General features: G+C 57.8%; 21 protein-coding genes. 11 read left to right on the forward strand and 10 right to left on the reverse strand.

Features of this window, described 5'->3' with window-relative positions; translation table 11 throughout:
• Positions 1 to 16: 16 nt before the first annotated feature.
• Positions 17 to 1399: an acetyl ornithine aminotransferase family protein gene (locus A3L02_RS07010; RefSeq protein ID WP_088863249.1), complete on the forward strand. Its 1383-nt coding sequence runs from the start codon at positions 17 to 19 to the stop codon at positions 1397 to 1399.
• 69 nt (positions 1400 to 1468) lie between these two features.
• The gene (locus A3L02_RS10460; protein ID WP_257789361.1) at positions 1469 to 1603 is read left to right on the forward strand and encodes a hypothetical protein; all 135 of its coding nucleotides are present in this window, start codon (positions 1469 to 1471) and stop codon (positions 1601 to 1603) included.
• Here A3L02_RS10460 and hisS read toward each other — a convergent pair.
• The 5 genes from hisS to A3L02_RS07035 all read right to left on the reverse strand — a co-directional run bounded on the left by hisS (position 1600) and on the right by A3L02_RS07035 (position 6480).
• On the reverse strand, positions 1600 to 2913 hold the full coding sequence (hisS, locus tag A3L02_RS07015) for a histidine--tRNA ligase (protein WP_088863250.1): 1314 nt from the start codon (positions 2911 to 2913) through the stop codon (positions 1600 to 1602). The genes A3L02_RS10460 and hisS overlap by 4 nt on opposite strands.
• A gap of 72 nt (positions 2914 to 2985) precedes the next feature.
• A complete protein-coding gene (locus A3L02_RS07020) occupies positions 2986 to 3600 on the reverse strand; it encodes a MarC family protein (RefSeq protein WP_088863251.1) in 615 nt (204 codons plus the stop codon).
• Between the two features lie 40 nt (positions 3601 to 3640).
• Positions 3641 to 4765 (reverse strand): cation:proton antiporter, encoded by a 1125-nt coding sequence (locus A3L02_RS07025; protein ID WP_088863252.1) that lies wholly within the window; start codon positions 4763 to 4765, stop codon positions 3641 to 3643.
• 1 nt (position 4766) lies between these two features.
• The gene (locus A3L02_RS07030; RefSeq protein WP_088863253.1) at positions 4767 to 5909 is read right to left on the reverse strand and encodes a cation:proton antiporter; all 1143 of its coding nucleotides are present in this window, start codon (positions 5907 to 5909) and stop codon (positions 4767 to 4769) included.
• 25 nt (positions 5910 to 5934) lie between these two features.
• On the reverse strand, positions 5935 to 6480 hold the full coding sequence (locus A3L02_RS07035; protein WP_088863254.1) for a CBS domain-containing protein: 546 nt from the start codon (positions 6478 to 6480) through the stop codon (positions 5935 to 5937).
• Positions 6481 to 6639: 159 nt separating this feature from the next.
• Here A3L02_RS07035 and A3L02_RS07040 point away from each other — a divergent pair, with 159 nt between their 5' ends.
• The 5 genes from A3L02_RS07040 (at position 6640) to A3L02_RS07060 (ending at position 11069) form a co-directional block, all read left to right on the forward strand.
• Positions 6640 to 8091 (forward strand): NAD(P)/FAD-dependent oxidoreductase, encoded by a 1452-nt coding sequence (locus A3L02_RS07040; protein ID WP_088863255.1) that lies wholly within the window; start codon positions 6640 to 6642, stop codon positions 8089 to 8091.
• A 75-nt stretch (positions 8092 to 8166) separates the two neighbouring features.
• Positions 8167 to 8778: a DUF257 family protein gene (locus A3L02_RS07045; RefSeq protein ID WP_088863256.1), complete on the forward strand. Its 612-nt coding sequence runs from the start codon at positions 8167 to 8169 to the stop codon at positions 8776 to 8778.
• Complete coding sequence (locus tag A3L02_RS07050) at positions 8768 to 9379, forward strand: DUF257 family protein (protein WP_088863257.1); 612 nt, start codon at positions 8768 to 8770, stop codon at positions 9377 to 9379. Before A3L02_RS07045 ends, A3L02_RS07050 begins: the two co-directional genes overlap by 11 nt.
• A 20-nt stretch (positions 9380 to 9399) precedes the next feature.
• Entirely contained in the window at positions 9400 to 10314 is a 915-nt protein-coding gene (gene ttuA / locus A3L02_RS07055; protein ID WP_088863855.1) for a tRNA-5-methyluridine(54) 2-sulfurtransferase, read from the forward strand.
• An 83-nt stretch (positions 10315 to 10397) separates the two neighbouring features.
• Positions 10398 to 11069 carry a DUF257 family protein gene (locus A3L02_RS07060; protein ID WP_088863258.1) on the forward strand — a complete coding sequence of 224 codons (672 nt, stop codon included), beginning with the start codon at positions 10398 to 10400 and terminating at the stop codon, positions 11067 to 11069.
• 234 nt (positions 11070 to 11303) lie between these two features.
• On the opposite strand, the gene A3L02_RS07065 is transcribed toward A3L02_RS07060, so the two are convergent.
• On the reverse strand, positions 11304 to 11795 hold the full coding sequence (locus A3L02_RS07065) for a hypothetical protein (protein ID WP_088863259.1): 492 nt from the start codon (positions 11793 to 11795) through the stop codon (positions 11304 to 11306).
• Positions 11796 to 11868: 73 nt separating this feature from the next.
• Positions 11869 to 13827: an alpha-amylase/4-alpha-glucanotransferase domain-containing protein gene (locus tag A3L02_RS07070; protein ID WP_088863260.1), complete on the reverse strand. Its 1959-nt coding sequence runs from the start codon at positions 13825 to 13827 to the stop codon at positions 11869 to 11871.
• 156 nt (positions 13828 to 13983) lie between these two features.
• On the opposite strand from A3L02_RS07070, the gene A3L02_RS07075 reads away from it, so the two are divergent.
• Positions 13984 to 16752: a CARDB domain-containing protein gene (locus A3L02_RS07075; RefSeq protein WP_088863261.1), complete on the forward strand. Its 2769-nt coding sequence runs from the start codon at positions 13984 to 13986 to the stop codon at positions 16750 to 16752.
• A 68-nt stretch (positions 16753 to 16820) separates the two neighbouring features.
• Here the strand turns inward: A3L02_RS07075 and A3L02_RS07080 are convergent, their stop codons facing one another.
• Positions 16821 to 17468 (reverse strand): diacylglycerol/polyprenol kinase family protein, encoded by a 648-nt coding sequence (locus A3L02_RS07080; protein WP_204247184.1) that lies wholly within the window; start codon positions 17466 to 17468, stop codon positions 16821 to 16823.
• On the reverse strand, positions 17440 to 18138 hold the full coding sequence (locus A3L02_RS07085) for an HAD family hydrolase (protein WP_088863856.1): 699 nt from the start codon (positions 18136 to 18138) through the stop codon (positions 17440 to 17442). Before A3L02_RS07085 ends, A3L02_RS07080 begins: the two co-directional genes overlap by 29 nt.
• A gap of 73 nt (positions 18139 to 18211) precedes the next feature.
• Here A3L02_RS07085 and A3L02_RS07090 point away from each other — a divergent pair, with 73 nt between their 5' ends.
• From A3L02_RS07090 to mfnA, 3 genes are read left to right on the forward strand one after another with little or no spacing between them, the layout of a single operon-like run.
• Entirely contained in the window at positions 18212 to 18460 is a 249-nt protein-coding gene (locus A3L02_RS07090; RefSeq protein WP_088863262.1) for a TIGR00304 family membrane protein, read from the forward strand.
• Position 18461: 1 nt separating this feature from the next.
• Entirely contained in the window at positions 18462 to 19643 is a 1182-nt protein-coding gene (locus tag A3L02_RS07095) for a cation:proton antiporter (RefSeq protein ID WP_088863263.1), read from the forward strand.
• Positions 19644 to 19679: 36 nt separating this feature from the next.
• Entirely contained in the window at positions 19680 to 20837 is a 1158-nt protein-coding gene (gene mfnA / locus A3L02_RS07100; protein ID WP_088863264.1) for a tyrosine decarboxylase MfnA, read from the forward strand.
• Here the strand turns inward: mfnA and A3L02_RS07105 are convergent.
• A complete protein-coding gene (locus A3L02_RS07105; protein WP_088863265.1) occupies positions 20834 to 21694 on the reverse strand; it encodes a cation diffusion facilitator family transporter in 861 nt (286 codons plus the stop codon). The two genes, mfnA and A3L02_RS07105, sit on opposite strands and share 4 nt — an antisense overlap.
• Between the last annotated feature and the right edge of the window lie 71 nt (positions 21695 to 21765).

Raw genomic sequence — 21765 nt, forward strand, 5'->3', positions numbered from 1 at the left:
CCCTGAGGCGATGGTTATGCATTCTGGGTATCCAAAGATAGTTGTTACCCCGCCGGGCCCAAAGGCGAGGGAGTTGATAGAAAGGGAAAAGAGGGTCATCTCACGGGGCCTCGGGGTCAAGCTCTTCCCGCTCGTGCCCGAGAGGGGTCACGGGGCACTGGTGGAGGACGTCGACGGCAACCTCTTCATAGACTTCCTGGCCGGCGCGGCGGCGGCCTCGACCGGCTACGCCCACCCGGAGCTCGTGAGGGAGGTTCAGGAGCAGGTCGCGAGGATACAGCACTCCATGATAGGCTACACCTACAGCAAGAGGGCGATAGAGGTGGCCGAGATGCTCGCGGAGAGGGCGCCGCTGGAGGACCCGCTGGTGCTCTTCGGAATGAGCGGGAGCGACGCGATGGACATGACCATGCAGGTGGCCCGCTTCTCGACGGGGAGACCCTGGATAATAGCCTTCATAGGGGCCTACCACGGGCAGACCTACGGGGCAACGTCGATAGCGGCGTTCCAGAGCTCCCAGAAGCGCGGGCTATCCCCCCTCGTTCCCAACGTGGTGTGGGTGCCCTACCCGAACCCCTACAGGAACGTCTGGGGGATAAACGGATACGAAGAGCCCGACGAGTTGATAAACCGCTTCCTCGACTACCTGGAAAGCTACGTCTTCGCCCACATGGTTCCGCCCGATGAAACGGCCGTTCTGATAGCGGAGCCAATACAGGGAGACGCCGGGATAGTCGTTCCGCCGGAGAACTTCTTCATCGAACTCAAGAGGCTTCTCGAGGAGCACGGGATCCTCCTCGCGATGGACGAGGTTCAGACGGGAATCGGGAGGACCGGAAGGTGGTTCGCGAGCGAGTGGTTCCGCGTTGAGCCGGATCTTCTGGCCTTCGGCAAGGGTGTGGCCAGCGGCATGGGACTCAGCGGTGTCATCGGCAGGGAGGAACTGATGGAAAAGCTGACGAGCGGCTCAGCCCTCCTCACCCCGGCCGCAAACCCCGTGGTCTCGGCGGCGGCCCACGCCACACTGAGGATTATAGAGGAGGAAAACCTCATCGAAAACGCCCTGAAAGTTGGGGGGTCCATCCGAAAACGCCTGGAGGAGATGAGGGAAGATTACGACGTAATCGGCGACGTCCGCGGAAAAGGTCTGATGATAGGAGCGGAGATAGTAAAGCCGGACGGAAGGCCGGACCCGGAGCTAACGGGGAAGGTGTGCTGGCGCGCCTTCGAGCTGGGCCTGATCCTGCCGAGCTACGGGATGTTTGGAAACGTCATCAGGATAACGCCTCCCCTCGTGATAACAGAGGAACTGGCCGAAAAAGGCCTCGAGATAATGGAGAGGGCCCTGAAAGACGCGCTCGCCGGAAGGGTGAGTCAGAGAGTCATCACGTGGCACTGAAGGGCGTTTCTTTTTAGCCCCCTTCCTTCATCCGCCAACCCTTTAAGTCGAGCCTCGAATATAAATCGGGTGTTCACGATGCTTGAACCTCTGAGAAAAGCCTACCTGAAGTGGCGCTCGAGGTGCCCCTTCGTGAGGAGGATAGAGGAGTGGAGGATGAGGAGGAAGGCGAGGGAGTTCAGGGTGGAGACGAGGGGACGTTAGCCCTTCATCATCCGCCCGACGGCCTCCACGACTTTATCGAGCTCCACGCTCCGCTGCTCGCCACTCTCCATGTCCCTGACCGTTACCTTGCCCTCGGCCAGGTCTCTCTTTCCGATTAGGACCACGTAGGGAACGCCCAGCCTACCGGCGTAGTCGAGGGCCTTTCTCAGCTTCCTGCCCGTGAGCTCGTGGTCCGCCTTAATCCCCGCCCTCCTGAACGAGGAGACAACCCTTATCGCGGCCTTTCTGAGCTCCTGCTCCTTCCCAATGGGGATAACGTAAACTTCCGGTCTGAGCTTCGGCTCCGGGATGAGGCCCTTCCACTCGAGGATTGGAATAAGCCTTTCGATTCCTATCGCGAAGCCCGTGGCCGGGGTCGGCTTGCCTCCGAAGACCTCTATGAGGTTGTCGTACCTCCCGCCGCCCCCGACGGAGCCTATCCCGAGGTCGTTCGGGGCGATGGCCTCGAAGACTATACTCGTGTAGTAGTCGAAACCCCTCGCGATGCCGAGGTCTATGAGTACCTTCTCCCTAACGCCGTAGGCCTCGAGGAGGTCGGTTAAGTCGTAGAGCCTCCTTATCTCTTCCTCAGCCTTTTTGCCCGTGAAGAGCTCCTCCGCCTTGGGGAGAACGTCGTCCGGCTTCCCCTTTATCCCAATCAGCGAAAGAACCTTCTCCACCCCATCATCGTCGAGCCCGAAGTCCCTCAGGGCGGCTGTGAACTCCTCTCTACTTAGCTTGTCCTTCTTGTCTATTAACCTCATCAGACCGACGTCGTCCTCAACGCCGAGCATCCTGGCGAACTCGTCCAGCAGAACCCTGTCACCGACGTTGACGGTGAAGTCCTTGAGACCCGTGGCCAGGTAGCTCTCGACGAAGAGGGCTATGACCTCAGCGTCCGCCTCCACGCTGCCGCTCCCGAGGAGCTCCACGCCAGCCTGCCAGAACTCCCGGTAGCGGCCGCTCTGCGGTTCTTCATACCTGAACATGTTCGCGATGTAGTACCACTTTACCGGCTTGGGGGCGTTCTGGAAGGAGTTGACGTAGAGCCTCGCGACGCTCGAGGTCATGTCCGGCCTCAGCGAGATGTTCCGCTTTCCTTTGTCGTCGAAGGCGTAGAGCTGTTCAACAACCTCCTCGCCGCTCCTCAGCTGGAAGAGGGTCGTGTACTCAAAGGTGGGCGTGAGGACCTCGTGAAAGTTATACCGCTCGAAGACCTCGCGTATCCTCTCGAAGACCCATCTCCTCTTCTCCATCTCCTCGGGCAACAGATCCCGCGTTCCCTTAACCTTCTCGAGCCTTACCTTCATCTTCGGCCCTCCGCTCCGTGAAGGACGGGAGAAGTTAAAAGCCTATCCCGCGGGGGGTTGGCGATTCGACGATCAGGCCGCGGACATCATGAGGAGGTATATGCCGACGACGCCCTGCACCATCATCTGGGCACCTATGGCCATCGTAAACATACCGATTATCCTGATGAAAACGCCGAGGGTCGTTTTGCTCACGTTTTTGACGATGTACAGGGTGGTGAGCATGATGAGGGCGGTGGACAGTATGGCTATGAAGATGGCGGCGGTGGCGTGGTAGATGCCCCTCTCCGCCGTCAGGGTGATGGCGGTGGTTATGGCAGCGGGGCCCGCTATCAGCGGGGTTGCGACGGGGACGGCCGCCAGGGCCAGTATGTTCTTCTCCCTCTTGAGCGTGAGCATCCCACCGCTCTCGAGGGCCTCGAGGCCTATCTTGAAGAGCACGAAGCCGCCGGCCACGCGGAGGGCGTTTACGTCGATGTGGAAGATATCCTGAAGGATTATCTGGCCGGAGACCGCGAAGGCGAAGAGCAGGAGAAAGCCTATGAGGTTGGCCCTGATGATGAGGGTTCTTATGTCCTCTATGTGGAAGTCCTCGCGGAGCAGGCTGACCAGGAGTATCTTGTCGCTCGGGTCTATCATTATGAGCATGAACAGCGCCGAACTGAGGATGGAGAGCCACTCGCTCATGTCAGCCACTGCGGTGGGGCGTTTATAAAGCTATGGACGGCTAACGTGAGTACAGCCACTTGAGGAGGGGCGGCGTTATAACCGTCGTTGTGAATACCATAAGGATGGCCACGGTGAGCGCGTCCGAGCCTATGATGCCGCTGTCCATGGCGACGGCGAGCATGGCGAGCTCAACGCCCATACGGGGTATCATGCCGATTCCTATCCTTATGGAGGAGCCCCAGTCGAAGCCGGACAGCCTGGCGCCGAGGCCGCATCCAAGGATTTTGCTCAGCACCGCCGCCACCGTGTAGAGGCCCGCGAAGAGGCCCGCGTGGAGTATGTAGCTCAGCTCTATCCTCATCCCGACCTCGACGAAGAAGAGGGGTATGAAGAGGGAGTAGCCAAGGATGTTCATGTGATCCATTATACCCTTCTTCTTGGAGCTCTGGCCGAGGGCGAGGCCCGCCAGGTAGGCACCGAGGATCGAAGCTAAGTTAAGGTGCTCGGCGAGGTAGGCGAAGACTATGAGGAAGACGAGGGCAAAGGCGGTTTCCGCCTCCGGGAGGTCGATGCGTGAGATGGCCCTAAAGGCACGATCGGCAAGCTCGGGCCCGAAGTAGAGGAAGAAGAACAGTAGGAGCGAGACTGAGACGATGACCTCCACGAGGCTACCGTAGTTGATTTCTCCACCCTTTATCATCGAGATCGCTACCGTCAGCACGAGGATGCCGAGGACGTCGTCAACCACCGCGGCCGCGAGGATGGTCGTCCCTTCCTTGGTGTTGAGCTTCCTGAGCTCCATGAGGACCTTAACGGTTATGCTGACGCTCGTCGGGGTCATTATGGCGCCGTAGAGGATGGCCTCGTGGAAGGGGACGAAGAGGTAGGCAACCGCGAACCCGAAGACGAAGGCTACGAGAACCCCCGTGCCCGCAACGATGACGCTCTGCTTCCCGACGCGCTTGAACTCCTCCAGCTCGCTTTCGAGGCCCGCTATGAAGAGCAGGAGGAGGACGCCGAGGTTGGAGAACTGGCCGATAACGGGGTTGGTCTCGAAGAATATTCCGATGAGCAGTCCGCCGAATATCTGGCCAAGGACCACGGGCTGGCCGATCCGCTCGAACAGGTAACCCATCAGTTTTGCCGTCGCAAGCATCAGGGCTATGAGGAGCAGTATCTCCATGTTACTCCCTCGAGAACGCCCACTTGAGGAGGAAGGGCGTTACAAGCGTTGTTATTATCACCATGCTAACTGGTATCGAGAAGGTTCCGCTGTTGAAGACGCCCTCGTCGAGGCCGATGTTCGCCATTATCAACGCCACCTCCATCCTGGGGATCATGCCAACGCCCACCTGGAGGGACTCCACGGGCTTGAACTTCGTAACCAGCGCCCCTATGCCACAGCCCACGATCTTACCGATTATCGCAACGGTGGCGTAAATCAGGGCAAAGGTACCTACGTGCTCCAGGATACGCACGTCCGTCTCTATGCCTATGCTGACGAGGAACACGGGGATGAACAGGGAGTAACCTATGGTGGTGGTTTTGTTCGTTATCTCCTTGACCTCGGGGGTTCCGGCGGTGATGATGCCCGCGAGGTAGGCCCCCGTTATTCCGGCGAGCTGGAACTGCTCGGCTATGTAGGCGAAGATGAGGGTTATGGCTATCGCGGCGGCGGAGATCGTCTCGGGCAGGTTTATGCGTTCGGAGAGCTGAAGGGCCTCCTTCACCGCGGGGCTTCCAAGGAGGAGGCTGATGATGAAGAACAACCCAACCTCACCGAGGATTATGAGGAGGTCCATGGCGCGAACGCTTCCCTTGGTGCTTATGGCGACGAGGATGGTGAGGACTATTATGCCGAGGACGTCGTCTATGACGGCCGCGCCCAGAATAGTCGTTCCCACCCTCGTTCTCAGCTTCTTCATCTCCATGAGGATGCTGGTGGTGAGGCCAACGCTGGTCGCAGTGAGAACGCCACCGAGGAAGAGGGCCTCTATGTTGGAGTAACCCCACGCGAGGGCCGCGAGGTAACCGAGTACAAAGGGAGTGATGACACCGAGCGCCGCGACTATAAACGCCGAAACCCCCACCCTCTTGAACTCTTCCACGTCCGTTTCGAGGCCCGCGAGGAACAGGAGGAGGACGACACCGAGTTCGGCGACGAGCTTCACACCCTCATCGTACGAGACGAGGTTCAAAACGGAGGGGCCGATTATAATTCCACCGAAGAGCTGTCCCAGGGCCCCGGGAAAGCCGAGACGAACGCTCAGGTAGCCGAAGAGCTTCGCAACTATCAGTATCAGCGCCAGTTCCAGGAAGACGTCCATGATTACCACCCCTGACTTTTAGCGACTACGTAGAGACTATCCTGATGAGCCGGATGATGTCCTTGACCTCGAGCACACCGCGCACGCGGCCCTCATCATCGAGGACCGGGAGATGGTGCTTTCCGGTCTCGAGCATTATCTTTATCGCCCGCCCGAGGTCGTCGTTAACGTTGATGGTTATGGGTTTCTTAACCATGATGTCCTCAACGCGCGAAGCCCGGTTTATGGAGTACCTCCTGAGGAGTCCCACGCTCGCTATGGAATACCTCCTCGGGGGTTCAAAGAAGTGAAGGAGGTCTTTCATCGTTATAAAACCGAGTAACCTTCCGTCCTTATCGACCACGACGGCAGAAGTCTCCTCATCGTTGAGATTCTGAACGAGTTTTTGGAGCGGATCATCAGGGCTGAGTATCAGAAAATCCCTGTCCATAACAACCCTGACCGGAACCTTCGAGATGTAGTGGATGTTGTGGCTCAGTTCCTCCTTCCTCTTAAGCTGAAGGAGCTTCCGCTTACTGCGGATTATCGTGATCTTCTTTGCCTTGGCGTTTTTGGAATTCTCCCTCGGCATGCTACCACTGGGGAATAATTATCCCCTTTAGTCCGTTTAAAGCTTTCGAGAGATTATTGACATTAAAATGTTGAATTTTTCGAAACTTATCCAGGATATTAAACAAAAATAAGCCAAAAAGTTTTTAAGGAGACGCCTACAGACACCAGGCAGGGAAATATGGTTTCTGAGAAAACCTACGACGTCGTGATAATCGGCGCCGGCCCGGCCGGCCTCTTCGCGGCCTACGAGCTAACGGAGAGGAGCGATTTTAAGGTCTTGATAATCGACGAGGGCGGGGACGTTGACCAAAGGGTATGTCCGATGTACGAGCTCGGCCACTGCATAGGCTGCCGGCCCTGCCACATAATGAGCGGCGTCGGCGGCGCGGGAGGCCTGAGCGACGGCACGATAAACCTGCGGCCCGACATAGGCGGCGACCTGAGCGAGCTGACGGGGGACGAGAACTACGCCTGGCAGCTCGTCCGGGAGGTCGACAGGATTTTTCTGAGGCACGGAGCCCCAAAGAACCTGTTCAAGGGCGACCCCGAGCAGGTGAGGTACTGGGAGCAGAGGGCCGCCCAGGCTGGGGTTAAGTTCATACCCATAATCCAGAGGCACATCGGCTCCGACAGAACGCCCCGTGTAATAGCAGACATCAAGAGACACCTTGAGGGCAGGGGCGTGGAGTTTCTACTCTGGACGAAGGCACTGGAGCTCGGGAAGGGCTTCGTGAGGGTAAAGCGGGGCAAAAGCACATTCGAGATAAAGGGCAAATATATCATCGTGGCCCCGGGCAGAGGCGGGGCGGACTGGTTCAACGGCGTGGCGAGGAAGGTGGGGCTGAACGCCAGGCACGGGCCGATAGACGTCGGTGTCAGGGTCGAGGTGCCCGCGATAATCATGGAGCCCATAACGAGCATAAACCACGACCCCAAGTTCCACATATACACGGACACCTACGACGACTTCGTGAGGACCTTCTGCACCAACCCGAACGGCTTCGTGGTCGAGGAGCGCTACGACGGCTACGTCGGGGTGAACGGCCACTCAATGCACGGGAAGAAGAGCAACAACACCAACTTCGCCTTCCTTACCAGGATAGAGCTGACGGAGCCCGTCGAGGACACAACCGCCTACGGCAGGAGCATAGCTCAGCTGGCGACGACCATCGGGGGAGGGAAACCGATACTCCAGAGGCTCGGCGACCTGAGGCGCGGGAGGAGGAGCACGTGGGCGCGCATAAGGAGGAGCGACGTCGAGCCAACCCTGAAGTACGTCACCCCCGGGGACGTGGCGATGGCCCTGCCGCACCGCGTCGTCACCAACATCCTCGAGGGGCTGGAGAAGCTCGACCGGGTTCTGCCCGGGGTTGCGAGCGACCACACACTCCTCTACGCGCCCGAGATCAAGTACTACGCCATGAAGGTGGAGGTGGACGGGAACCTCGAGACGAGCATCGAGGGAATCTTCGCAGCTGGGGACGGCGCCGGCCTGAGCAGGGACATCGTGAACGCCGCGGCGACCGGAATCTTGGCCGCCAGGGGGGTGCTCAAGAAGGCGGGCCTCTACACGGAGAGGGACTTCAGGAGGCCCGGGAACTGGAAGGCGGAGGTTGAGGGGATGGAGTAAATCAAGGGAATACTAAAAACGACAGGCCCGAAAAGCATATTTACGAAAGGTGCATAGAAAACATGTGAGGACACGATGAAAGAGAAAGATCCCATTGAAAGGCTCATCTCCATGAGAGAGGCAATGGTACTGGTCGAGTACGGGGCGATGGATCATCCGGAGAGGGTGTTCTACGATATAATGCGGGGCTGGAGGGAAAGGGGGATCACCCCACTCATAGTGGACATATGGGACACCCTCCACGTATTCCTTCAGAACCTCAGGTTCTCGGGCGTTGAGCTCAGAATCGACGACGTTCCTGTGATAAAGGAGAAGGGTATGGTTGCGGAGGGCAGGGTGCTCGGCCGCGTAGACGTCATCGAGGATTTTGAGCATCACCTCGCCATCTACGGACGAATCGCAAAAAATGTGCCGAAAAAGAGCAGGAATCACACCGTAGTCCTCGGTATGGAGAAGTTCTCGTTCACCTTCCTCGACGATCCCCCAAAGCTCGAGAGGTACTTCGAGACGATAACCAGGAGGTATCTCTCCACCGAAGACAAGGTGAGCGTTATGTTCCTGAACACGACAGTGGCCTCTGAGTACCTCATGAAGGGGCTGGAGGCGGACTCGGACTGCGTTCTCCGGGTTTCAGATGGCGAGATCAGGCTCCTAAAATGTCCAGAGGTGGCAGAGGATGAAGTTTAGGGAGTACCTGAAGGAAATAAGACCCGGGGAGAGCGTGATGATAGAGCACACCTCACTCTCAAAACACCCCCTCCTCTTCCACGCCATCGGCGAGACCCACGGGTGGAATCGGATGCTCATAGTGGACATAATCGACTCGGTTCTGCCGATACTGAGGTGGCTGAGGCTCTCGGAGTTCCACGTTCCAGAGAATGTGGCCAGGATAAAGGCGGGCGGTGTTTCCAGATGGGGCAGGATAATCCTCGAGGTCGACCCCCACAAGGATCCCGGGATATTCCTGAGCAAATTCAACCGGAAACTGCGGGAGCACTACTCAAAGAACCCGGAAACGGTGACTGTGATACTGAACCCCGAGAGGCTGGTACCGATTCAGGACGGGGACAGGCACTTCATACAGTCCATGGCCAACCTCGCGGCGGCCTTCATCGGCAACCCGAAAAGGACAACGTTCTACTTCGTCAACCGGGAGATGGCCGAGAAAACCTACCTTGGCCTGCTCGAGGAGGCCTTCACGCGGGTTCTCGTCGTTGGTGACGATGGAAAGGTTCTAATAGCCAAGTCCCCCCACCACGACGAGGAAGGCAACGAGCTTGAGATTTGAGGGGGGACGCTGGGATGCCCATGAAGTGCAAGTTCTGCGATAGACCAGCCTTCATCAAGCTCCACTACCCACGGATGTACCTCTGCCCCGAGCACTTCACGGAGTACTTCGAGCGAAAGGTGAAGCGGACGATAGAGCGCTACAGGATGATCGGGCCGGACGAGAGGATCCTGGTGGTCGTCAGCGGCGGAAAGGACTCCGCGGTCACCGCCCACGTCCTCAAGAAGCTCGGATATAACGTAGAGTGCCTCCACATAAACCTCGGCATAGGCGAGTACTCGGCTAAAAGTGAGGAGTACGCCAAAAGGCAGTGCGAGACTCTGGGCGTTCCTCTCCACATCGTCCGCGTTAGGGAGCTCCTCGGGAAGGGAATCGGGGAGGTCAGGACGAGGAGGCCGACGTGCTCCTACTGCGGGTTAACGAAGCGCTACATCTTCAACAAGTTCGCCCACGACAACGGCTTCGACGCGGTCGCCACGGGCCACAACCTCGACGACGAGGCGAGCTTCATCCTCGCCAACCTGATGAACTGGAACACGCAGTATTTGGCGAAGCAGGGGCCGGTTACCCCGTCGCAGTTCAACGGAAAGCTCGTGAAGAAGGTAAAGCCCCTCTACGAGCTCACCGAGAGGGAAGTCGTGGCCTACGCGCTGGCCAACGGCATAGAGTACGAGATGGAGGAGTGCCCGCACGCGGCCGGGGCGACCACCCTCGAGTACAAGGCGATACTCAACGGGATGGAGGAGAAAAGGCCCGGAACCAAGATAAACTTCGTCAAGGGCTACCTGAGGAAGAAGGCCCTCTTCGAGACCGAACTCGAGGAAACGGAACTGAGGGAGTGCAGGACCTGCGGGATGCCTTCGAACGGTGAGGTCTGCTCCTTCTGCCGCTTCTGGGGGCTTGAAGAGCCGATAGACTTCAGAATCCGAGGTTAGTCAGTGACTAAGAACATCGAGGGCCCTTTCAACAAATCTTATTAAGTTCAAAATTATACTTATACAAACAGGGGTGGGCATCGATGGGCGTTCTGGACGGACTCATGGACAGTCTGTGGGGATCCCTTAAGAGAGGGGAGACGGTCCTGATAGAGAGAACGGACAGCGGCGACCAGTACTTTGGCGTTTATCATTTGATAAGATGGGGAACGGAGGAGGGGTACACCGTCCTCGTTGTGGACATCCTGGACTCGTTCCACCTGCTGAGGGCGAAGGCCAGACTCGCGGGGATGGATGATCCGATCCTCGATAACGTAAAGGCCATCAAAGTGGGTGGAAGAATCAAAACGGGAGACGTGGTGGGCTGGATAAAGGACATCTCGGAACCGGTCATTCTGATGGAGAAGTTCAAGGAGTCCTACGGGAGAGTACTAAACTCAGAAAACCCCGTACTCACGGTGGTGATCGGCCTCGAAAAGTTATTCATAACCTCTGGGTTTTCTCCAAAGAACACCTCCGCCCTAATAATGGCGATGTCGGGGTACGTCGGCGATGAGAGAAGACTTGGGGTCTACTTCCTGAAGACAAAGGTTCTGCAAGATACCGGAAATCCCCTCGTGGGCCTGCTTGAAGACATCGCGACCACAGTTATAGGGACGTCCAAAAAAGACAAGATCTTCGAGTTCCACGTCGTTAAATCCACAAACAGGGAACTCGAGGGCTGTTTTCTAAGTAGTAACTATCACAATATTTGAATATTTTTGTTTTTCAAAAAAACTTTAAATAGCTCCGTGTTTAACTATTGATGTCCCCGATATGTGGGGTTTTAAGCCCGAATGGGGACTGGGGAGGGGGGTGTGGCGAAGATGTGGGGAGTTTCCGTTCCCCCCGAAAGCCCTCCAATGAAGCCTGAGGAGGGAAGGTTAACCGTAACAATGTTTACAAAAGTTACGGCTAACCAGAACGGTTGACGATCAGGCTGTGAGGGGTCACCCGCCCCCCATCTCCCTTGCCCTTCTCATCGTTCTGTACCTCTCGGGAATCGAGTAGTAACCGTATATGACCATGATCCTGCCCGCTACAATTAAGAGCAGCCCGACGTAAACCACGAGGAGGGGAAGTCCAAGCAGCATGAGACCATAGCCCAATATTATCGCCGGAACTCCCGAGGCACGATAGAGGTAGTAGTTGGCCAGTACCTCAAAGAGGTACGCCAGCGCAAGGATCACGAGACTTGCCCTCGGGGCACCAATAACGAGAATGAGCATGGCCAGGAAGGACGTTACGATAGCAAGGACGACGAATCTGAATATCCTGTCATCCCCAAAGATCTCCGCAAATCCGCTCATTCCGAACGCATACACACCGAGCCCGAAGAGAGTGATCAAAAAGCCCAGGAAACCTCCAACGAGCCCTGAGAAAATCAAGGCGACCTGGCCGATTACTGCGTTCCTCGCGGCGTCCTCCACCATCGACCGCATCAGTCACCACCATTCAAAGTAGGAACAGAACTTAAAAATATTTCGGAAAAAAGAACAGAACTGAAAGTTATAATCAAGGCTCCTTAAAGCGGAGCCAGAACCTCAACTCGCCCTCCAGCGGGAACAGGACGGTGTAGCTGACGCCCTGCTGGATGAAGTCCCATCCGGCCTCGCTCTGGCTGAGGGTCCTTATCGGGTACTTCCAGACTTTGGCCTTTCTATCGAGCTCCACCTCAACCTTCCCGATGCCGTAGGGGTCGTTCACCTCGAAGCGCTTCGCCTCGAACTCCCCAGGTTTTTCCATGACGCTGTGGACGGCGAGGTTGAGCTCGACGCCGAAGAGAGCGTTTACATCGCCCTTAACGGCGTAGTCAACGGAGAAGCCGTTACCCTCAAGGCGGAAGGTCTTCTCGACCCTCGCGGGCCTTCCGGAGACGGTTCCGTCGCGCCAGAGCCTGATGCCACCGTCGAAGGTTTCGTAGCTGTACTCGCCGTCCACGAAGTCACCGAGCTCGAGGTACCTCGCGAGGCGGTACTCGTCCAGACCGGTCTCCGGGTCGAGGAAGTGGTCCTGGAGGATGGCCCTGAGGTGCCTGTCGTAGGCTAACTCACGCCGTATCTCGTCGGGGATCCTCCGCCCGACCTCGTGGATGCTCGCGACCCCTTCCCCGCTCTCCCCCTCCGGCGTGGCGGCCTCGGGAACCTCGTGGTAGTGCTCCCAGCGCCTCGCAAGGACGTCGTTGTAGTTCACGGCTTTTCTCCTGGAGCTGAGCTCGAAGAGCGCCCCGCCGTAGGCCGGCTTGAAGACGGCGTAGAAACCGTCGTTCTCGAGGAAGACCTCCTCGCGCCCATCGAAATCGATGTCCTTCACGAAGTTTCCAGTGGAAACGAAGGAGTTGGCTTTTATGATGTTCTCCCAGACGGCGCGCCTCAGGTGCGGCAGGTAGACACCGCCGAAGACCCCGTGCCAGTAGGCGTCGTTGCACTGGGCCTTTAGGATGAACTTCCTCGCCTCGGGGTTATCCCTCACCAGCTTGCTCACCATGACCATCCTCTTGTGGGCGTAGTTGCTCTCCGGGTACTTGAAGAAGAAGTTCTTCCAGATGCCACCGCGGACGAAGACGCGGTATTTCTCGAACTCTCCCCGTTCCTTCAGCTTCTCGACGAACTCGACGAAGAGCTTCGCCTGTCCCGCCGGGAGGCTCCACTCGCTCATCTCGAAGTATGAGGCTATCGGGAGGTAGACCAGACCCCTCGGCCTGAAACGGTCGAGGTACTCAGAGTAGAGGGTCAGGTTTATCCGCTCGTCGCTCGAGACCCTGTCGAAGAACTCTTTGAGCCAGCCCTTCTCGTAGACCCACTCGTACGTTCCGGGCCAGACCCCGAACTTCTCGCCGTCGTCGTGGAAAACGGCCACCTTGCTCCCGTCGCCGTCGTCGAGGGAGTGCAGGTACTCCAGCGTCTTCTCGACCGGCCGGAAGGGGATTAAATACCTCAGCTTCTCGTCTATCGGGAAGACGGTTATCACCTCTCCGCCGTCCTCCGTGTAGTAGGGCCAGAACAGTTCCTCCTTGCCCAGGCCGGCGCTCATGAAGTGGTAGTCGTCGACGATGACGTAGTCTATGCCCGCCGCGCGGAGGCTCTTCACGAGCTCGGGCTGCCAGACGCGCTCGGTGAGCCAGACTCCCCTCGCCTCGTAGCCGAGTTTTCTGGCGAAGTCCTTCAGGAGGTTTATCTGCTCTATCCTGTCCTCCTTTGGGATCGCCGCCAGAACCGGCTCGTAAAAGCCGGCAACGACTATCTCAAGCTGACCCTTCTTAACGAGGGAGCGGAGGAGGTCGATGTACTCGGGGTGATTCTCATCCATCCATTCAAGGAGGGGGCCGCTGAAGTGGGCCGCGATTCTCATCGAGGGAAACTCCTCAAGCGTCTCCATGAACGGTCTGTAGGAGCGCTCGTAGGCACTCTCCATGACCCAGCCGAAGTTACCGAGAGGTTGATGGTTGTGAATCCCGAATATGAAGTTCACCATGGCAACCACCTCTGTTATCACTACCGGTGATATGGAAAGAAAAGCATATAAACCTTTTTCCCCTAATATTCACCAGCGGTGACTATCGTACACCCTTGGAAGGATGCACACAACCGGAGGTGTGTGGAATTGAGGAAGGTATCGGCGTTCTTGTTGATGGCTGTTCTTGTTCTTAGCCTCGTGCCGTTCAACCACTTCGCCAGCGCCATGTACGGCACCAAGATCATAGACGGAAGTCTGAGCGACTGGACTGCATCGGATCTGATAGCGACGGGACGGGACAACGGACTCGACGGTGCCAAGTTGGACAAGCTCTACGTTTCCTGGGACGACCAGTACCTCTACATCGCCATAAAGACCAACAACACCCAGAGCTGGGGTGTAGCCTACGGGATAGGAATAGACACTGATCCTGGAAGCGGAAACGGTTACACCAACGGAGGTGACTCATGGGGGAGGAATATCAACTTCTCCAACGGTTTCGCAGTTGACTACGAGATTTACTTCTGGTGGGGCTCGAACAGTGGAATGGGAACGGACAACTTCAACACCTGGACAGGAAGCGGCTGGAACTACCACAGTATTTCCGATGTGGGCGGAAGCTTCGCCTACACTGGAGACACCTCAACCGGCCTCCAAACCCTCGAAATAAAGATACCATGGAGCGCCTTGGGTGGTAAACACTCAAGGTTCGCCGTCATGTCATGGGTGACCGGAGGAAGCGGTTCAGCCGTGGACAGCCTTCCCGTTGACCCTGCGATAGACTACTCGAACATTGGAGGAGAATGGGGGGACACCGATACCTTCACGAACATGCTCGTCGGCGAGTGGTTCCTCATGCCAGACCTGACGGTGAGCGTGAGCGGCCCGGGTGTTGTGGGACTCAACCGGAACGCGGTTTACAACGTCACGGTCAAGAACGAGGGTTCGATCCCCGTCACCAACGCGAGCGTCAACGTCTACATCAACGACAACCTCACCGCCAACTGGACGACCGACCTCGGGGCCGGGGAGAGCAGGTGGTTCACCTTCAACTGGACGCCCAACGCTACCGGAACTTACACGATAAGGGCCGTCGTTGACGAGGGCAACAACATAGCCGAGGCCAACGAGAACAACAACGAGTTCACCATGAACGTCAGCGTCGTCTGGGTCGGCAACATCGACGTGGACGGAAACCCGAGCGATTGGCTCGCGGTTACCCTCAATCCTGATTCATACACCGTTCAGAACGGGTTCTTCATCTGGGAGGACGCCGTCGGTGACCAGAGGCACGACAAGGACCAGTACCTGCCGGGCGGAACCTCGTCCCACGCCGACCTAACCGAAGTGGGCGTCACCAAGGACGACCGCTACGTCTACTTCCTCTTCAGGTTCGCGGACATGAGCAACATAAAGATAGGCGACAACGGCGCGACCTTCATAGCCGTTCCGATAGACTACAAAGACGGCGGAGCGACCTGGTTTGCGGGCGAGATGGACACCAACAGTGTCATCCAGTGGGACACCCAGATGGTTGTGAACCTCGGCGGAGACCAGTACACGGGGCAGACGTCCGCGGTGGCCTCGGCCGGAACGAGCAAGACCTCCCTGCTGTACTTCGTTGATCCGAACGGAAACATCGTGCAGGTGAACGGTGCCCTCGTAGGAGTTGACCTCACCCAGAACACCGTTGAGGTCAGGGTTCCACTGAGCCTCTTCGGAGGTGCCAAGGAGTTCAACTTCCAGGTGGCGACAGGTCTAAGCTACGGCCCGGCCGTCTGGAACTTCGGAAACGACTTCGCCAACGATGGCATAAGCGATATCGTTGACACCATAAGCAAGGAACCGAGCACCACGAAGGAGCTGGCCGACAACATCCCCGATTATTACGTCAGGATAAGGATGAACAACATAGTTGAGGGTGCCAGCCTCCTCAGCGCCAAGATACAGAGGCTAATCAACCTCCAGAACACCTTCGTCGTGATAAACAAGTACTACGGAATAAGGTACTTCGAGAGGTACTACACAACCTACAGTAACCTCGTGGAGAAGCTCAACAACATGCCGTTAACGGACGACATGAAGGACAGGCTCAACGAGCTCGAAAACCAGGTTATGGACCTCCTGAAGCTCTACACCGAAGGCAAGGAGCTCATAGACAGCCCGAACTACGCGTTCGGGGCATCCATTAAAATATACCGTGCCTACACCGGGTTGGGGAGGGTAATCCGCGAGATGGAGGCGATGCTCGAAGCGGCACAGAGCGGAGAGCTCGAGAAGCAGAAACACATGGAGGAGCTCGCCAAGAACCTCACCAAGAAGATAGACGGAAAGCTCGACGACTGGAACGTCCAGCCGGCGGCCGTAGATGACACCGGCTTCGGCCAGGACGGCGCCAACCTCAAGGCCCTCTACGTTGACCACGACGACCAGTTCCTGTACATAGCCCTCACCACCGACAACAAGGCCTCCTGGAGGGTTGCCTACGGCATAGCCCTCGACTACAAGGACGGCGGCTACACAACCGGCACAGACGCATGGGGCAGGAAGGTAAGCTTCACCCAGGGAGTCGATGCCGAACTCTACTTCTTCTGGAACGGGGAGTTCTTCGGGGACAAGGGAACGAGCAACATAACCAGCGCCCAGTTCATCCTCTGGGACGGAAACGCCTGGAAGTACGAGGAGCTCAAGTGGGTCGGCTTCTATGCCTACACCGGCGGCGCCCAGAACGGACTTCAGACCCTTGAGATAGCCATCCCATGGAGCGCCCTCGGAGGAAAGCCGGAGAAGATTAACATCGTCGCTTACGTAACCGGACAGGGCGGCGGAGACTCCGCGGTTGACAGCCTGCCGCTCCAGGATGCGGTGAAGGACAGCGCACCCGACCAGGAGTGGGGCGACGAGGACACCTTCACGAAGTTCGCGACGGTCTCCATAGAGTGATCTCCCTTTCTTTTCTTCCAGGGTTTTCTTTCAGACTTTTTAGTTCTAAACTCCTGTGAACAACACCGCTAAAGAAGGCTAAGGAGATACAGAACCAGGGCGATGGTGAGCTGGTTGGAGAAGTTGTCGTCGAGCTGATCCTCCCGTTTGGCATTAGGGGGGATTCCGTAGAACTCGACGACGGTCCCTGAAAGGGCCCCGATAATCGCCGGGAGAAACCCCACAAGCGGCCAGAGGATCAGCAGGCCCGAGAGGAGGTAGGCCATACTCCCCTCCAGGCTCTTGCCGTTGGGGAACCTGTGCCGACCCCGTGATTTTCCGACTATCGCCGCCAGGGCATCGCCGACGGTCGCGACGGTGATGGCACCCACCGCTATCTCCATGGAGAAGAAGTAGACCACTACAAAGGACGCCGCGGCGAAGTATATGTGCGCCGCCACGCGGTAGCGTTCATGGGAACGGGTTATCTCGTCTATGTGCCTCTCCAGAACCTCAACGCGCTCGAACACCTCGTCATCGACGTATATCCTGAGCCTTCTCTTGATGTTGTCCCTCAGCTCCTCGATTATCCTGAAGGGCTCGAGCATGACGAAAAGAAAGAACGCCGTGCCCACGAGGGTCAGCGTCGCCTCCCTGCCGAAGAGGAGGTAGAAAATCGGAACGACGAGGCCGGTGAGGTGGAGGGACTTACGCTTCAGCTCGCTTTTCATGCTCACGCCTGATCACCTCCAGAGCCTCGAGGAGGTCCTTAACGATGTAATCGGCGTGCTTTGCGAGCCGTCCCCTGAAGTACCCCCTGCTCACGAGTATCGTTATCGCTCCCACCTCCTCCCCGCCCCGCATGTCCGTGTCGTCCCTGTCGCCGACCATGTAAACCTCGCTCTCGTGGGGAAACAGACGTCTCGCGAGCCGGAAGTTGTGGGGGTCGAGCTTGCTGTAACCCGTCTCCCCGCTGATAATGAGGGCGTCGAAGTAGTCCTTTATGCCGAGGTACTCGAGCTTCTTCCTCTGCCACCTCGTCGAGGAGTCGGTTACGAGGACCACCTTCGCGCCCATCTCCCTGAGCCCCTCGAGGAACGGAACCGCGTCCGGGAACAGTCTGAGGTTGGAGAAGAAGACCCTGTCTATGAGCTCCTGCATCTCCTCGAGCTCTTCCCCCGGAACCTTCGCGTAGATCTTCTCCAAGAGGCGCTCCACGATTTTATCGAGGTCCATCATGTGGAACTCCCTTGACTGTTCAAGCTCACGGTAGCGGGCGGTGAGTATGTAGAGAAAAGCCCGGAACTTCCTCCTCCTCAGAAGGAAGGGTATGAGACGGAGTACCGTGTACCTGCCTGCCTCCCACGTGTTGCAGAGCGTATCGTCGAGGTCAACGAGCACCAGCATGTTGAAGGGTTCCATTGGGCGCATTTAAACCCTTGGGTCAAGTTTTTAAAGGGGGACGAGAAGGCCTTAATGTATGGACAGGGAAGGCCTGCTCATAACGACGGGCATTGGGATGATACTGCTCGGTTTCCTGCTGGTCTTCATCGGAACCCTTATCTCGGCCCTCGGAGGGGAGGGCGAGGTCGAGGGCGGCGGGGTCGTGATGATAGGGCCGATACCGATAATCTTCGGAACGGGCAGGGGCGCGAGCATGGCAACTCTGCTCGCGATAGTTCTGATGGTTCTGTGGATAGTGGGCGCCCTGCTGGCGAGGAGGGGATGAGGTGGACTTTCTGCCGTCGCTGGCAATTCTTCTCGTGACCGCGAAGAGCATCGAGTGGCTCTTCGAGAAGGCCGAGGTACACCCGATAATAGCCCACGTCCTGACTGGCATCCTCCTCGGACCCTTCGCGCTTGGTGTTATCCGGCCGACGGAACAACTCGGGGTTCTCGCGGACTTCGGGCTCATAATGATGATGCTCTACATGGGGCTGACCAGCAACTTCTCGGCGATAGCGCAGAACACCAGGAAGGCCGTCGTTGTGGCGAGCCTCGGGGTGGCGTTCTCCTTCGCTCTGGGCTTTCTAACGGTGCTCTACTTCGGCTGGGGCGTAACTACGGCTGTGTTCATAGGGATAACCCTCGGCAACACCGCCATCGAGGTAACGAGCGGCGTCCTGGCAAAGGAGCGCGTCCGGAGAGAGGTCTCCTCAATCCTCATGGGGGCGGCCTTCGCCGACGACATAATGGCCGTCTACCTCATAGGCATAATAACGGCCCTGGCCGGCGACGGACTCAACGCCCTCTCCTTCGGGATCCTGACGGTCAAGATATTCGCCTTCATAGGGGCCACCCTCCTCGTCTCCGAGTACGTGTTCAAGAGGGCCAGATGGTTTTACTCGATCGTCAGGGACCTCAACGTTTTCTTCACCTTCACTCTCATCCTGACGTTCACGCTTGCGATAATAGCCCAGTGGGCAGGCCTCAACCAGATAATCGGCGCCTACCTGGCGGGTCTGACGATAAGTCGCCTGAGGGAGCGGAAGGATCCGCTCGTCGTCACGAGGATAAAGCTGAACGAGCTGATAGAGGACCTTCAGGTGGTTCTCACGGAGTTCTTCATCCCGCTGTTCTTCATCTACGTCGGACTGATGTTCAACCCGCCCGTGAGGGGGATACGCCCGACGCTCATAGTCGCTCTCTACCTTGCGGCCGTCCTCGGAAAGCTCCTCGGCTGTGGGCTGGGGAGCAGGCTGTTCGGACTGAGCGGAAGGGACTCCATCCTCATCGGCATCGGCATGGGAGGAAGGGGGAGTCTGGAGCTGGCCATCCTCACCTTCGGGCTGGGTGCTGGGCTGATAGACCAGGTTCTCTTCGCCAGCTTTATAGTCGTCTCGATGCTGACGGCGCTGACGACCCCGCTGTTCTTCAAGGCGTACCTCAAACGGATGAAAGCAAAAGCTTAAATCCCGGGTTGATGAGTAAGACCGGCTGGTGAGAGAATGTTCCCGAAAAAAGGCGCGAGCGAGGAGGAGGTTCTGAAGGAGCTCGAGGAGAAGACGTCGATGGACCTCACCTTTGATTCCGGCCGGATACTCGGCTCGATGTGCACTTACCCCCATCCCCTCGCCGTTGAGGTGGTAAGGCGCTACATAGACAGGAACCTCGGCGACCCAGGCCTGCATGTGGGGAGCCGGAAGGTCGAGAAAGAGGCCGTGGGGATGCTCTCGAACCTCCTCGGCCTGAAAGAGGGTTACGGGCATATAGTTTCCGGCGGAACCGAGGCGAACATCCTGGCGGTGAGGGCATTTCGGAACCTGAGCGATGCGGAGAAGCCGGAGCTCATCCTTCCCGAGAGCGCCCACTTCTCCTTCCTCAAGGCGGGCGAGATGCTGGGCGTCAGGCTCGTCTGGGCGAAGCTGAAGGAGGATTACTCGGTCGATGTGAGGGACGTCGAGGATAAGATAACAGACAACACCATCGGTATCGTCGGGATAGCCGGAACGACCGGCCTTGGAGTCGTGGACGACATCCCGGCTCTGAGCGACCTCGCCTTGGACTACGGCCTCCCCCTCCACGTGGACGCGGCCTTCGGCGGCTTCGTGATACCCTTCGCGAAGGAGCTCGGCTATGAACTCCCGGATTTCGACTTCACGCTTAAGGGGGTTCAGAGCGTAACCATAGACCCCCACAAGATGGGCATGGTCCCGATTCCTGCCGGCGGGATAATCTTCCGGGAGAAGCGGTTCCTCGAGGCCATAAGCGTTCCCGCTCCCTATCTCGCCGGCGGAAAGGTGTGGCAGGCCACGATAACGGGAACGAGGCCCGGGGCAAGCGCTCTGGCCGTGTGGGCGATGATAAGACACCTCGGCTTCGAGGGCTACAAAGAGGTCGTGAAGCACGCGATGGAGCTGAGCAGGTGGTTCGCGGGAGAGCTCAGGAGGATCCCGGGTGTTCACCTCATCCGCGAGCCGATGCTGAACATAGTATCCTTTGGAACGAGGAACCTCGAGGAGGTCGAGGAGGAGCTTAAGAGACGCGGCTGGGGCATAAGCGCACACAGGGGCTACATCAGGGTTGTCATGATGCCCCACGTGAGGAAGGAACACCTTGAGGAGTTTTTGGGCGATTTGAGGGAAGTGCTGAAAAGCCTCGATTAGCGGGTAACGCCCCTTATATCAACGTGTACGAAGGCGGCCTCCACCTCAGGGATTTCCTCCACCCGCTTCTTGACCTCCTCGCTGATGTCGTGGGCCTCCTTCAGGGAAAGCCCCGGGGGAACCTCTATGTGGAGCTCAACGTGGAGCCGGTTCCCCACGTAGTGGGCCCTCAAATCGTGGACCCCAAGGACGTTCCTGACGCCCATGGCGGCCGCCTTTATCCCCTCGCAGACCTCAAAGGACGGCGCCCGCCCGGTCAGGTAATCGACGTTCCTGAGGATGACGTCAAGGGACACCTTCACGAGAAAAGCGGCCACGACCAGACCGGCGAGGGAATCACCGTGCCTAAAGCCAAGCTTCTGGGCGCCGAGGCCAACCAGAACCGCAACGCTGCTCAGGGCATCACTCCTGTGGTGGTAGGCATCGACGGTCAGTATCTGACTGTTGAGCTTCCGGCCAACGTGGAGGGAGTAGCGGAACATGACCTCCTTTGAGAGGATTGAAAGCAGGGTAACGCCGAGCATTAGGGAGTTAACCTCAACGGTGTCTCCATGGTGGATACGATAAATCGCGTCCCTGCCGATCTCGTAAGCGACGAGGAGGAGCGCCTCTCCGATAATGAACGCCACCAGGGGCTCGAAGCGGGAATGTCCGAACGGATGACTCCTGTCGGGCGGCTTCGAGGATATCCTTATCCCGGCGTACCCCATGACGCTCGTGAGGACATCGCTCAGGGAATGCACGCCGTCCGAGATGAGTGCAATGCTCGAATAGGCGAAACCGGCGGCTAACTTGAGCAGGGCAAGAAGAACGTTCCCGATGATGCTGAGCCATATCGGCCTGTAAATCTCTTCCATGGTACCACCGCGTTCCGTTCATATTCGAGCTATACCTACCCCACACCACCCCATTCGGGAGTTTAACTTTA

This window comes from Thermococcus celer Vu 13 = JCM 8558, assembly GCF_002214365.1.
GTDB lineage: Archaea > Methanobacteriota_B > Thermococci > Thermococcales > Thermococcaceae > Thermococcus > Thermococcus celer.